13 protein-coding genes are annotated in these 14,093 nt (G+C 49.5%); 5 read left to right on the top strand and 8 right to left on the bottom strand.

All coding sequences use genetic code 11. The features are described 5' to 3' along the window. Positions 1-14: 14 nt before the first annotated feature. From HGH92_RS08115 to scpB, 4 genes are all read left to right on the top strand, one after another. On the top strand, positions 15-1,637 hold the full coding sequence (locus HGH92_RS08115) for a RagB/SusD family nutrient uptake outer membrane protein (protein WP_168870218.1): 1,623 nt from the start codon (positions 15-17) through the stop codon (positions 1,635-1,637). Positions 1,638-1,748: 111 nt separating this feature from the next. Further along, on the top strand, positions 1,749-2,330 hold the full coding sequence (locus HGH92_RS08110; protein ID WP_168870217.1) for a DJ-1/PfpI family protein: 582 nt from the start codon (positions 1,749-1,751) through the stop codon (positions 2,328-2,330). Between the two features lie 191 nt (positions 2,331-2,521). Continuing rightward, entirely contained in the window at positions 2,522-3,406 is an 885-nt protein-coding gene (atpG, locus tag HGH92_RS08105; RefSeq protein ID WP_168870216.1) for an ATP synthase F1 subunit gamma, read from the top strand. Positions 3,407-3,510: 104 nt separating this feature from the next. Further along, the gene (gene scpB, locus HGH92_RS08100) at positions 3,511-4,725 is read left to right on the top strand and encodes an SMC-Scp complex subunit ScpB (protein WP_168870215.1); all 1,215 of its coding nucleotides are present in this window, start codon (positions 3,511-3,513) and stop codon (positions 4,723-4,725) included. A 98-nt stretch (positions 4,726-4,823) separates the two neighbouring features. Here the strand turns inward: scpB and HGH92_RS08095 are convergent, their stop codons facing one another. The 8 genes from HGH92_RS08095 to HGH92_RS08060 all read right to left on the bottom strand — a co-directional run bounded on the left by HGH92_RS08095 (position 4,824) and on the right by HGH92_RS08060 (position 12,273). Then, entirely contained in the window at positions 4,824-5,120 is a 297-nt protein-coding gene (locus HGH92_RS08095; RefSeq protein ID WP_168870214.1) for a hypothetical protein, read from the bottom strand. 393 nt (positions 5,121-5,513) lie between these two features. Further along, complete coding sequence (locus HGH92_RS08090; RefSeq protein ID WP_168870213.1) at positions 5,514-6,302, bottom strand: SDR family oxidoreductase; 789 nt, start codon at positions 6,300-6,302, stop codon at positions 5,514-5,516. A gap of 9 nt (positions 6,303-6,311) precedes the next feature. Continuing rightward, on the bottom strand, positions 6,312-6,926 hold the full coding sequence (locus tag HGH92_RS08085) for a DUF1080 domain-containing protein (protein ID WP_168870212.1): 615 nt from the start codon (positions 6,924-6,926) through the stop codon (positions 6,312-6,314). 129 nt (positions 6,927-7,055) lie between these two features. After that, positions 7,056-8,621, bottom strand: a complete 1,566-nt coding sequence (gene rny, locus HGH92_RS08080; protein WP_168870211.1) for a ribonuclease Y — start codon at positions 8,619-8,621, stop codon at positions 7,056-7,058. A 172-nt stretch (positions 8,622-8,793) separates the two neighbouring features. Further along, positions 8,794-9,087 (bottom strand): cell division protein ZapA, encoded by a 294-nt coding sequence (locus HGH92_RS08075; RefSeq protein ID WP_078669018.1) that lies wholly within the window; start codon positions 9,085-9,087, stop codon positions 8,794-8,796. A gap of 19 nt (positions 9,088-9,106) precedes the next feature. After that, positions 9,107-9,412 carry a hypothetical protein gene (locus tag HGH92_RS08070; RefSeq protein WP_168870210.1) on the bottom strand — a complete coding sequence of 102 codons (306 nt, stop codon included), beginning with the start codon at positions 9,410-9,412 and terminating at the stop codon, positions 9,107-9,109. A 108-nt stretch (positions 9,413-9,520) separates the two neighbouring features. After that, positions 9,521-11,971, bottom strand: coding sequence for a phenylalanine--tRNA ligase subunit beta (pheT, locus tag HGH92_RS08065; RefSeq protein WP_168870209.1), 2,451 nt, complete (start codon positions 11,969-11,971; stop codon positions 9,521-9,523). 68 nt (positions 11,972-12,039) lie between these two features. Continuing rightward, positions 12,040-12,273 (bottom strand): hypothetical protein, encoded by a 234-nt coding sequence (locus HGH92_RS08060; protein ID WP_168870208.1) that lies wholly within the window; start codon positions 12,271-12,273, stop codon positions 12,040-12,042. A 219-nt stretch (positions 12,274-12,492) separates the two neighbouring features. Here HGH92_RS08060 and dnaB point away from each other — a divergent pair, with 219 nt between their 5' ends. Continuing rightward, on the top strand, positions 12,493-14,058 hold the full coding sequence (gene dnaB, locus HGH92_RS08055) for a replicative DNA helicase (protein WP_168870207.1): 1,566 nt from the start codon (positions 12,493-12,495) through the stop codon (positions 14,056-14,058). Positions 14,059-14,093: the final 35 nt, after the last annotated feature.

Genomic DNA, 14,093 nt, shown 5'->3' with positions numbered 1-14,093 from the left:
AAAAACATTCCAACATGAAAAATATTTTGTGGGCAATAGCATTAACAGCACTCGCCGGTACAGGGTGTAACAAAATGCTGGACGAAGATGTAGTCACCAATACAACCGATGATTTCTATAATACGCGGAATGGTTTCACCACCGCTGTCAACGCAGGTTACGCCGGCATGCGCATCTTTTATAGCACAGAAAGGGGCATGACCCTCACCGTTGCAGGAACAGATACCTACACCAACGGCTCTGACGGAAACTTTAAATTTGCCAACCAGTACACTTCCCAGCTGGACGCCCGCTACGATCACGTGAGGGAATTGTGGAATGGCCTGTACCAGTCCATCAACAACTGTAACGTGGTGGTAGACCGCGCAGATAAGGTAAGCGGCCTCGATTCTGCCGCTAAGTTCAAAGGGGTGGGTGAAGCCTTGTTTTGCCGGGCACATTATCACTTCCTGCTGATGCAGACTTTTGGTAACATACCCTTACGGCTACACGAAAATAAAGAGATCAATACAGCCGCTACCCGCGACAGTACCGCTAAAGTATACGATGCCATCATTGACGATCTGACGAAGGCCGCGCAATACCTGCCGCCAACGCAGAGCGACTGGGGCCGCGCTACCAAACCGGCGGCAGAACACCTGCTGGCCAGGGTGTATCTCACCCGCGCCACTTCGCCTGATGCGAAGCCGGACGATTATGCCAATGCAGATAAATACGCAGAAGGCGTCATCAAAAATTATGGCCTGAAGTTATTGGACGATCCCGGAAAAGTATGGGCACAGGGCAACGAAAACAATACAGAAACCATCTTCGCGGCACAGTACACCACTGACCCGCTGTATGCGTCGCCCGACAACAATGCCTGCCGCTTTTTCCTCATGCAGTACGATGTGCTGAACGGTATGCAGCGTGACCTGCCTAACGGTACGCCGTGGAAACGTTTCCGTCCTACCGCCTACCTGATCGATACGCTTTACAAGGAGCGGGTGTATGATACCCGTTATCAGAAATGGTTCACTACCGTTTGGTTTGTGAACAAACCTGTTACCACTCCCTGGGTGATGAATCTGGGTGACACGGCCGTATATATGCCAGGCCGCCCGGTTACGCCGGCGGAAGTGGCCAGCAAACACTATCTGCTGGTGGGTTCTGATAAGTATACCGAAAAGCTGTATCCGTCCCTGAACAAATTCGCAGACGCCCTGCGCCCCGATAACCAGGCTTCCGGTGTAAGGCCCTTTATTGCCTTCCGGTTGGCTGAGACCTACCTGATTGCTGCCGAAGCGCTCTATAAACTGGGGAATGCACAAGGTGCCGCTGATATGGTGAACGTAGTGCGGGTCAGAGCTGCCCGTCAGGGTACTACACCAGCTGAAACGCAGGCGAACCAGGAGGCGATGAAAATCAAAGCCGGCGATATCAATATCGACTTCCTGCTGGACGAAAGAGGCAGGGAGCTGGTTGGAGAGCAGCTGGCCTGGTTTGACCTGAAACGGACCGGTAAGCTCCTGGAGAGAGTACGTAAGCACAATCCGGAAGCATCGGCCAATATAGACCCCCATCATCTGCTGCGGCCTATCCCGCAGGAGCAGATCGACAGGTCGTCTACGCCGTTCCCGCAGAATCCGGGTTACTGATCGCCTTACCACTTCATGATTTCTTAACAGACGCTCCGGGCAAAACGTCCGGAGCGTCTGCGTTTATCCCGTTATTTTGTGTATATTGAAGGACTTAAAAAACATCACTATATGGCACAGAAGAAGATTTTATTGCTGACAGGAGATTTTGCGGAAGACTATGAAACCATGGTACCTTTTCAGATGCTGCAAATGATTGGGCACGAGGTGCATGCGGTATGTCCCGACAAGGCTGCCGGCGACAAGATAAAAACAGCCATCCACGATTTTGAAGGCGACCAGACCTATTCAGAAAAACCCGGTCATGGTTTTGTGCTCAATGCCTCCTTTGCTGATGTGTCGGGGGCAGACTATGACGCGCTGGTGATTGCCGGCGGCAGGGCGCCTGAGTACCTGCGGCTTAATAAAAACGTGCTGGAGCTGGTGCGGCATTTCTTTACAGAAGATAAACCGGTAGCTGCTGTTTGTCATGCTATCCAGATCCTGACCGCTGCAGATGTGGTACGGGGTAAAAAACTGACCGCTTACCCTGCTGTAGCGCCCGAAGTAACTGCGTCCGGCGGCACTTATGTGTCTGTTAATGTTACAGAAGCAGTCGTTGACGGTAAACTGGTGACGGCACCGGCATGGCCGGCCCACCCGCAATGGATCGCTGCGTTTCTCCAGGTACTGGGCACCACGATCACGTTATAATTTTATTATTTAATTATTTTAGTATTTATATAAGGTTGATAGTTAGCATTTAAAAGAAAGGTCTAATTATCTTCCCGATGGATTTTCAAATTATACCTTCATTGCTTACCTTTGCAGCCAAATTCAGGAAATCAACTGCCTGGATGCATGATCGTCAAAGTAATTTGTCATTCCGTAATTGATTAAAATATATGTCCGGACAGCTTAAAGAAGTTCGTAACCGAATCAAATCTATTCAATCTGGTCAGCAGATCACAAAAGCCATGAAAATGGTGAGTGCTGCGAAATTAAGACGTGCACAGGATGCTATTTTACTGATGCGTCCTTACGCCTTGAAACTCCAGGAGATGCTGCAGAATATTGTTTCCAACAGCGAAGGCAATATCGCCACTCCCCTGGCTGCACAACGTGAGGTTGAAAAAGTACTGATTGTGGTGATCACTTCAGACAGAGGTCTGTGCGGCGCCTTCAACTCCAACCTGATCAAAACTGCCAAACGTGTTATCCGCGAGAAATACCAGGAACAGTTTGAGCAGGGCAGAGTGGAAATACTGCCTATCGGCAAAAAAGGATACGAGCACTTCGCCCAGAATGGTTATAAAGTAATCGACAAGTACTGGCAGCTGTTCGGCAGCCTCACTTTCGAAAACGTGAAAGAAGCGGCTTCTGTAGCACTGAATGGTTTTATCGACGGTACTTACGACGCGGTGGAAATCATCTACAGCGAATTCAAAAACGCTGCTACCCAGGTATATGTTTCTGAACAGTTCCTGCCTATCGCGAAAGTGGAAAGCAAAGAAGACAACAACCTGAAAGCGGATTTCATCTTTGAACCACAGAAAGAAGTACTGATCGCTGAACTGATGCCGAAAATCCTGAACACCCAGTTCTTCAAAGCGGTACTGGACTCTCACGCTTCTGAGCATGGCGCTCGTATGACCGCTATGGACAAAGCCACTGAAAACGCCCAGGAACTGCTGCGTACACTGAAGATCTCTTACAACCGCGCCCGTCAGGCCGCCATCACCACCGAGCTGACTGAGATCGTGAGCGGTGCCGCTGCACTGGCAGGTTGATAACACTACGTCAATACTGAATATCGAAATATTTTCAGATTAGGGTCAAAGACTGTATTTTTAGTCTTTGACCTTTTTTTGTAATTCACACCTCTGATAGCAACATGGAAATATCACAGCTCATCCCACATGTGGAAGCACTAATTTTTGCAGCCGATCGGCCATTACCCCTGCTGGAAATAGTGGAGTTGCTCAATAACGCGCTGGCATTCCTGGAAGACCGCGCCACGCTGGAGCAGGTAGAAGCAGCCATGGAAGCCATCAGGGAGAAGTACAGCTCTGAGTTCTACGCCTTTGAAATCAGAAGCAGTGGCGGCGGGTACCAATTCATGACCAAAAAGGAATATTATCAGACCGTGGCACAGCTCAACGGTGATAAATTCCTGAAACGCCTGTCAACAGCTGCCCTCGAAACACTGGCTATCATCGCTTACCGCCAGCCTATCTCCAAAGGAGAAATTGAATACATCCGCGGCGTAAGTACGGACTATTCTATCCAGAAACTGCTGGAAAAAGAACTGATCGTTATCTCCGGCCGCAGTGAAGACCTGCCCGGTAAGCCGCTGCTATACACCGTTTCCCGTTCTTTTATGGACTATTTCGGTATCAATTCCGCTGCCGATCTGCCCAAACTGAAAGAACTTTTTGAGGAAGAACTCGTACAGCCTACGCTGATCAATGAAGATACAGCCACTATCGGTCGCGGTGATAACGCCCAGACACCCGAAAATTCACACTCCATGATGGTCTCCGAAGACGGGGAACTGCTGGACCCCGATCATGAACTTGACCGGCTGGAAACTCCCGAGGTGCCCGCCGCAGAAGATGAAGAGGCCGAGCCGGACGATGAAATCGTCGCCTTCAATACCTATCTCGCAGAAGAAGATACCACCGAAGAAGCTCCCGCCCCGGAAGATGCTGTAGCTCCTGAAACGCCCGATGTCCCCGAAGGTACCACCACGCCAGAATCAGCCACGGAAGAAGAGGAGGAAACGCCTGCCATCGAAGACGAAGCCGCCGGCGATCAGGGACCGGCAGAAGACGAGGACAGCGACAAAGACCCCGACAGTATCGTGGAAGAAGCCATGGAACTCCCTTCAGAAGATGATGAACCTGTATCAGAAGAACAGGAGGATGAGGATGAGGATGAGGATGAGGATGAGGATGAGGATGAGGATGAGGATGAGGATGAGGATGAGGATGAGGATGAGGATGAGGATGAGGATGAGGATGAGGATGAGGATGAGGATGAGGATGAGGATGAGGATGAGGATGAGGATGAAAACTCAACCAACGAAGATACAGATAAAAAAGACTAATATAACAGCCTGCTTTTTGCAGGCTTTTTTATGTGCTTCGCGCGATGTTTTGCCATGTTTTACCAAAATGTCTTGAGGCAAGTGGCATGCATGAAAAGTCAAATTTTTCGAAAAAACGTCGTTTTTTGGGCGGTTTTTGACATTTTTGTTCCTGAATTACCTATCTCTGCTGTTTTATGCCCTGGCACTTGTGGTTCTACAATTGGTTTTATGCCCTCTGGCCGGGGAATATCCTGATTCTGCGAGCTTTTAATGCGCTTCGCGCGATATAATTTCCCTGGGCTGTCAGGATGTTTTGCGCTGTGGTGATTGGAAGCCTGTATGGGTCGGCCTTTTTTTCGAAAAAAACGTGTTTTTTTGATGATTTTTGACACTTTCGTTCCTGAATTACTCACCTCTGCTGTTTTATGCCCCTACACTTCCGGTTCTATCAACTGGGTTTTTAATGCTTTCTGGCCGGGGAGCAGCCTGCTTCCTGCGAGTCTTTATGCGCTTCGCGCGATATAATCGCCTTGTGTTATCAGGATGCTTTGCAATGTGGTAATGGGAAGCTGGTATGGGAAGGTTGCTTTTTTCGGAAAAACGGTGTTTTTTGATGATTTTTGACATTTTTGCCCTTAAGTTGACCCTTCGTCCTTGTTTAGTCCGTTGTCGTTATGCCAGCGCCCGCCATATAGTAACGTGGACGGCCCTACGGATTTCCGACTCTCCTGGCAGCCCATATATGCAAGAAGCCATTTCATCTGAACAGCGATTCATCTACGACCACGGTCCATTTGTTATTGACATCAGTTCCCCTTCCGGGAAATAAAATAAAACAAGGGTGGAAAGAAACGTTTGAACCAGAGCAATATCCTTTCTTCCCTGGCAATCAGTACCTGTTTTTTTCGTTTACGCATACCTGTGATAATGCGGCGGGCACATTTGTCCACCGGAATACCATGTGCCTGGCCGGGGTCCATTTTGCCAAAGGGGGAGCCGTCGGCGGTGATGGCGGCATAGGTGATAGGTGTTTGGATACGGCCCGGACAAACAATAGTGGTATGCAACTGAGGAATGGGCTGTTCTGTCTGCAGCGTTTCAAAATAGCCTTGGAGCGCATGTTTGGCGGCATTGTAGCCGGAGCGCCAGGGATAGCCCATCAGACCGGCCATGCTGCTGACAACTACGATCTGGCCGTGTTGCTGCTGCTGAAAATAAGGCAGCAGGGCTTTGGTCAGCATTACAGGACCAAAAAAATTGACTTCCATTAATTGACGGATGGCGGATACCTGTGTATCGATCAGTTTGGAGCGTTGGGTCACGCCGGCATTGTTGATCAGTACATCTATCCGGCCATACAGCTGCCAGGCTTTTTTAGCGCCGGCATCGACCTGTTCGGGTTGGGTGATGTCCATGATCAGGATTTCACAGAAAGACGTGTATTGCAGGCATTCCTGCTGCACGGTGGCAAGCGTATCGGCATGCCTGGCGGCGAGGATGAGCCGCGCTTTTTCCTGCGCCAACAAAAGCGCCAGCTGCCGGCCTATACCGGAGCTGGCGCCTGTAATAAAGATCACCTGGTCTTGGTAGGACATAAGGTTGTATTATCCCTTCAGGGGAACCAGTTTAATATTTTTCCATTTCACCTTGATACCGCCGCCGGAGTGGATTTGCAGGGCGATCTGACCATCGATGGAACCGATTTTTTCGTCTTTCAGGGTGATCATTTCATGGCCATTGAGCCAGGTGGTCACCTGATCGCCGTCAACGCGGATTTTCATGGTGTTCCATTCGCCCATTTTCAGGTATTGTTCCTTATCAGCTTCCGGTTTGATCAGCCATCCGCGGCCATAGGACTCATAGATACCGCCGGTATGCATGTTTGGTGGCGCTACTTCGGCCTGCCAGCCGGCAATTTTGGTGCCTTCCAGGGAGGAGTGGAAGAACACGCCGCTGTTGCCATTGGCCTCCTGTTTGAACTGAACGGTCAGTTCGAAATTTTTATATTTTTTGTCGGTGGCAAGATAACCGTATTCTTTATCCGGGCCGCTTTCGCAGACTAATTCACCTTTTTCCACATACCATTTTTCAGTACCGTGTATTTTCCAGCCATCCAGGTTTTTACCATTGAACAGGGATTGGGCTTTTTGTGCAAAAGCGCTGCTGGTGCCCAGTACGAGGGCGGCACCCAATACGAATTTTAAAAAAGACCGCTTCATATAGATTATTGGATTTTTGAGATAAGTTTTAAACGTGGTTCCGTTGTTCACCGGATAAAAAAAGTCCCCCGGTGTTGGCCGGAGGACTCCAATATAATATCTAAATTCCAGATATCTAAATGAGAATGATTAGCGGGCGATGTTTACCGCACGTTTTTCGCGGATAACCGTCACCTTGATCTGACCAGGATATTGCATTTCGGTCTGGATTTTATTCGCGATTTCGAAGGACAGGCGGTCAGCGTCGTTGTCGGACACTTTATCACTTTCAACGATGATACGCAGTTCCCTGCCGGCCTGGATAGCGTAGGCTTTTTCCACGCCTTCGTGAGCGAGGGCCAGGTTTTCCAGGTCTTTGATACGTTGCAGGTAGCTCTGCATGATTTCGCGGCGGGCGCCGGGACGGGCGCCACTGATGGCGTCGCAGGCCTGTACGATCGGGGAAATCACGTATTGCATTTCCATTTCGTCGTGGTGCGCACCGATAGCGTTTACCACGGCGGCGTGTTCGCCGTATTTTTCAGCCAGTTTGGCGCCGAGGAGGGCGTGGCTCAGTTCAGTTTCTTCGTCCGGTACTTTACCGATATCATGCAGCAGGCCGGCGCGTTTGGCGAGCTTCGGGTTGAGGCCCAGTTCCGCAGCCATCACCGCACAGAGGTTAGCTGTTTCCTTGGAGTGCATCAGCAGGTTCTGACCATAGGAAGAGCGGAAACGCATTTTACCTACCAGTCGCACCAGTTCTTTATGCAGGCCATGGATACCCAGTTCGATTACGGTCCTTTCACCGATGTCCATTACCTGTTCTTCCAGTTGTTTCTTGGTTTTTTCTACCACTTCCTCGATACGGGCGGGGTGGATACGGCCGTCCTGTACCAGTCGCTGGAGGGACAGGCGGGCGATTTCACGGCGCAGCGGGTCGAAGGAAGAGAGTACGATGGCTTCAGGGGTGTCGTCCACGATGAGGTCAACGCCTGTAGCCGCCTCAATAGCGCGGATATTACGTCCTTCACGGCCGATGATCTGGCCTTTGATTTCATCACTTTCCAGGGTGAACACGGTGATGGTGTTCTCAATGGTCTGTTCAGCGGCTGTGCGCTGGATGGACTGTATAATAATTTTCTTGGCTTCTTTGTTGGCTTTCAGCTTGGCGTCCTCAATAATTTCCTGGATATGGGACAGCGCCTGGGAGCGGGCTTCCTCTTTCAGGCTTTCCACCAGCTGATGTTTGGCTTCTTCAGCAGTAAGGCCGGCCACTTTTTCAAGGCGGCGGATATGCTCTTCCTGGTGTTTTTCCAGTTCAGTACGCTTAATGGTCACCAGTTCCATCTGGCGGTTCAGCGTTTCCTTGATCGCTTCGTTTTCGTTGATGTGTTTCTGGAGCTGTTCGTTTTTCTGATTAAGGGACAGCTCTTTCTGTTTGATGCGGTTTTCGGACTCGGCTATTTTCTGGTTGCGCTGCATGACTTCTTTCTCATGCTCACTTTTCAATTGCAGGAACTTCTCTTTTGCTTCGAGTAACCTGTCTTTTTTCAGCGTTTCGGCGCTAAGTTGTGCATCTGCGACGATTTTTTTAGCCTGTTGCTCAGCTTCGTCAATTTTTTGCTGTGTGTTTTTGGCAAATATCACCTTACCTAGCACTATTCCTAAGATCAATGCCACTACTGCAGCTATTGTCGTATAAAGTGTAACATCCATATGAATTATTTATACTTGATTTATGTAGTATCCTCATACCCAAGTCACTGCTAAAACGCGACAGGGGCGAGAACTGACCCGCGAAAATACAAAAAAATAGCAGTAAAGCGCGTTTAATACGTGATAATTAGCGAATTAGCTAAGTCATTGTTTAGCAAGGGGTAAAGTGACCTCAGCCCAATGCCTGGTTGATGATTTCTTCCAGCTTTTCCAGTTTCTCCTGCAGAAAGGGAGCAGTAACGGCCTGTGCCTTGCCGCCGCTGGTGCCCGGGTGGGTAGCGTACATAATGAGGGCCATAGCAATATAGTCCTGCTGGTCTTTACCAGCATAGGCAGTCTTAAAATCAACGATTTTCTCATTCACTTCTTTCATAATACGGCGTACCTCTTCCTCCTCTTCCGGACGTATTTTGATCCGGTAAGAGCGGTCAGATACCACAATATTGATAGGAATGAGCTGTTCCATATGTTGAAATTATTTTATGTCAGCCGTTTAGCAAGGCGATACACCGGTCGATCTCTTTGATATACTCATTGATTTTGTTCCGGATTTCCTTTTTAAAGGCTGCGTCTTCTGTTGCTGTGGCGCCTCCCTGGGCGGTGGCTGCGATCTTTGACAGATGCAGTTTGTCCTCCATTGCCTGTATGGTCAGCTGTTGTTGTTGCAGTGCCTGTTGTTGGTGGTTGACTTCTTCTTTTAGCGATGCATTCTCCGACTGCACCTGGTGAAGTCTTTTCACCAGCAGTTGTAGCTTTTCTTCTACCCGTTGAATGTACTGCTCTAATACCATTTTAAACAATTGATATCATTTTCGATTTTTTGATTTACGGATTTCGGAATTTAAACGAATGTGACCAAATCCCTCAAATTCGTAAATCAAAAAATCGAAAATCGAAAATTATCTCCGTATTTCTGCTTGTAACTGTGTCTCGAAAGTTTTTACCAGCTTGTCCATCACCCCGTCAATTTCTTTGTCTGTCAGGGTTTTTTGGGTGTCCAGGAAGGTAAAGCTTACAGCGTACGATTTTTTATTGGCTCCCAGCTTCTCGCTTTCAAATACGTCGAAGAGGTTGATGTCCTTCAGCAGTGCTGATTTTACTGCACGGGCAGCGGCCTCTACGGCTGCAAACCGCACCTGTTTGTCCAGCACCAGCGCCAGGTCTCTCCTTACGGCAGGGAAGCGTGGAATTTCCTTGTAAAAGTTATCACTTTTTTGCAAGAGTCCGAGTATTTTATCCCAATTAAAAGTGGCATACCATACCGGCTGTTTAATATCGAACTGCTTCAGTTTCTGTGTGGTAACGCCTCCGAGGGTCACTACCACCTGATTTTTGACTTTAATGTCCCAGGCTGGCAGCAGACCGGCTTCGGTGCTTTCCACCCATTGGAACTGCTGGTAGCCCAGCTGTTTCAGTACATTTACCACAAAACCTTTCAGGTCGTAGAAATCCACGGGAGTGGATTTATGCATCCAGGTTTCTGCGGTACGTTTGCCGGTGAGGTATAACACGAGGTGATTGTTCTCGGCATATCCTTTCTCCAGTACTTTATAGGTTTTTCCGAATTCGAAGAAGAACAGGTCTTCGTTCTTACGGTTCAGGTTGTGGGAAATGCTTTCCAGGCCTGTTTCCAACATGGAAGGGCGCATTACGTCCAGTTCCACGGTGAGGCTGTTCATCATTTTCACGGTATGCTCCAGCACTTCCGGCGTATAGTATTTGCTGTTGGTGATGGAGTTGGTGAAAATTTCATGGAAACCGTTGCCGGCCAGGTAGTTGGCCACTTTTTCACGGATGCCTTCTTCATCCGGCTGTGAGGCCATGGAAGGGGCAATGGTGATGTGGGACGGGATTTCAATATTATCGAGACCGTCTATCCGCATAATTTCCTCTACGAGGTCCGCAGGAAGGCTGATGTCCGGTTTGCTGAAAGGTACGGCCACCCGCAGTTTTTCCGGGGTTTGCGCCATCACGTCCACTGTTTCGGAAATGAGTTCAAAACCAAGGCTGGTCAGAATGTTTTTGATTTTTTCCGGTGCATACCTGCTGCCACTGAGTTTGTGGATATAGGCGTAGGTGGTTTCCACCTGTGTTTTCACTTTAGGCAACGGATATACGTCCACGATATCGGAAGCCGCTTTACCGCCGGCCAGCTCACAAATCAGTGCGGCGGCGCGTTGCAGGGCAAATACCGTATTGGAGATGTCCACCCCTTTTTCAAAGCGGGTGGCGGCATCGGTGCGGAGACCATGCCGGAAGGAAGTGGTACGGATACCACCGGCAGTAAAGAAGGCGCTCTCCAGGAAGATATTTTGAGTGCTGTCGCTTACGCCGGAATGCAGTCCGCCGAAAACACCGGCAATGCACATGCCTTCGCCGGCGCCGTTACAGATCATCAGGTCGGTAGCGTCCAGTTTCCGCTCTTTTTCGTCGAGGGTAACAAATACGGTGTCCTGTGGCAGGTTCTTCACCACTACGGCATTGCCTTTAACGGCTGACGCGTCGAAAGCGTGCAGCGGTTGGCCGGTCTCATGCAGTACAAAGTTGGTGATGTCCACAATATTATTAATAGGGCGCACGCCGATGGCCTGCAGGTGGTTTTTCAGCCATTCCGGAGAAGGCGCCACGGTCACGCCGGTGATGCTGATGCCGCTGTAACGCGGGCAGGCATCGGTATTGTCGATGGTCACGCTGATCGGAAGAGGGGCCGCTGCGGCAGGCAGGGCTTTTATTTCCGGCAGTTGTACCTGGTATTTGCTGGTATGTTCCAGGTTATTGAGGAAAGCGCACACGTCTTTCGCTACGCCGATATGGCTCATAGCGTCCATACGGTTGGGCGTAAGACCTATCTCGTAGATCCAGTCCTGTACCGGTTTGAATATATCTGCGGCGGGTGTTCCGGGTTGCAGGGAGGCGTCCAGCACCATGATACCGGCGTGGCTGTTGCCCAGGCCAATTTCATCTTCAGCACAGATCATGCCCTGGCTTTCTTCGCCACGGATTTTTGCTTTTTTCATGGTGAGGGGCTCGCCATCCAGCGGATAGATAGTAGTGCCGATGGGGGCTACCACTACTTTCTGGCCCACGGCCACGTTGGGAGCGCCGCAAACAATGTGCAGCGGTTCACCGTTGCCGGTGTTTACAGTGGTCAGTTTCAGTTTGTCAGCATTGGGGTGCTTTTCGGCTGTCAGCACTTCACCCACTACCAAGCCGGCCAGACTGCCCTTTACCGCCTCGAACTTTTCAAGGCTCTCAACTTCCAGGCCTATTCTTGTCAGGATGGTGGACAGTTCCTCCGGTGTAGGTTTGACCGGCAAATACTCACAAAGCCAGTTGTATGAAATCGTCATTTGTCTGCTTGGTTTATAAAGAAGCGTAAAGTTAAAGAATTACAAATTACGAATTGCGAATTAGCGGTTTAGCCGGTGATTACCGGGAAAAATTGTCCCTGAGGAGGGATGGATAGCGGTTTTCCGGCGCCTGTTTTCCCGTATAGGCCTGCCTGGTCAACGTTCCCGGCGGCCTGGTAGCGGCGTTTCACGGCAATGTGAAAATCTTTTTTACACAATGTGTGTGAATAATCAGACCTTTGCATGTGGTTTTTCCGGTTTTTGGTGGATAACTGTTGTTGTCCGGTGGATAACCCGCTCATGGATGGTGGATAACCTGTGCGTGGGGTTTAATAAATTTAGTCGTCAAATAAAAAAGGTTAATTAAAAAAATGCCTTTACCTTAGTTTGTACGGCTCGAGAAAATTTACAATTTCTTAAAGCGGCAAATGTTGCCGGGATACAGGAATAATGCAAATAAATACCGGAAAGGCCCATTGACTGTAACCTTTTATTAACTTTTTTTAATACGCTGACCATAAATGGATCTCAATCTTAAGAAGGACCGCAATGTTCGCAGAAAGCCGGCCATTGAGGTATCATCCTTGGTGTATGGCAAGATACCACCACAGGCTAAAGAATTGGAAGAAGCTGTTTTGGGAGCCATCATGCTGGAAAAAGGTGCTTTTGATATTGTTGTGGAAATATTGAAAGGCGAGTGTTTTTATGTGGAGGCACACCAGCTGATATTCTCTGCCATGACCCGTCTGGCATCAAAATCGATGCCGGTGGACATTCTCACCGTAACAGAAGAGCTGAAGTCTATGGGCTCACTGGAAGCGGTAGGCGGCCCTTTTACCGTGATGAAACTCACCAATGCGGTAGTGTCTTCGGCCAACATCGAAGCGCACGCCCGTATTATCCTGCAGAAATTCATTCAGCGGGAGCTGATCCGCATTTCCGGAGAGATCCTTACCGAATCTTACGAAGATACGGCAGACGTGTTTGACCTGCTTGACAGTGCCGAATCCAAGCTTTTCGAGATCACCAATAATCACCTGCGTAAAAACTACGACTCCATCGACCGCGTTCTGGTAAACACCATGAAACGTATCGAGGACCTGCGTAATAAAGGCGATGATATTACCGGTGTGCCTTCCGGCTTCCCGTCGCTCGACAAAGTGACCTACGGCTGGCAGTCTACCGACCTTATCATCATTGCGGCCCGTCCTTCCGTAGGTAAGACCGCCTTCGCGCTGAACCTCGCCCGTAACGCAGCGCTTCACCCCCGCTTCCCGAAAGGGGCTGCGGTGTTCTCTTTGGAGATGTCCTCCGGCCAGATCGTACAACGTATCCTCTCGGCGGAATCGGAAATCAAACTGGAGAAAATATCCCGTGGTAAACTGGAAGAATATGAGATGAAGAAGCTGATGACCCACGGTATAGAACGCCTGGCAAAAGCACCCATCTTTATCGATGACACCCCGGCACTCAACATCTTTGAGCTAAGGGCCAAATGCCGGCGACTGGTACATAACCACGGCGTAGGCGTAATCATCATCGACTACCTGCAGCTGATGAGCGGCAGCGGCGATGGCAGAGGCTCCAACCGCGAACAGGAGATCAGTAAAATCTCCCGTGACCTGAAAGGCCTCGCGAAAGAGTTGATGGTACCGGTGATCGCCCTCTCCCAGTTGAGCCGTGATGTGGAAAAACGTAAAGACGGTAATAAAATGCCGCAGTTGAGTGACCTCCGTGAATCTGGTGCGATCGAACAGGATGCCGACATGGTAATGTTCCTGTACCGCCCTGAATACTATGAGATCAACGCCAACGAAATGGGTGAGTCCAATAAAGGTGAAACCCACGTTCGTATCGCGAAACACCGTAACGGTCAGCTGGATACCATCAAATTAAGGGCAGTACTGGAGTTCCAGCGCTTTGAAGATGATGGCAGCCTGGAAAACCCCGGTGGCGGCGGCAACCCTTTCACCGGCATCTCCCGTCCACAGGGTGGCGGCAATGATGAGGCGAAGCTGTACATACAGAAGGGCTCCAAAATGAATGACATGAACTTTGACGAAGGTTTTGAAGATGCACCGTTTTAGCACCTGTAACGATATTTGCTTTAAGGCCGGCATCA

The sequence above is a fragment of the Chitinophaga varians genome (assembly GCF_012641275.1).
Classification (GTDB): Bacteria; Bacteroidota; Bacteroidia; order Chitinophagales; family Chitinophagaceae; genus Chitinophaga; species Chitinophaga varians_A.
Note: the sequence above shows the minus strand (reverse complement) of the source record. Positions and strands in the feature narration are given on the sequence as shown.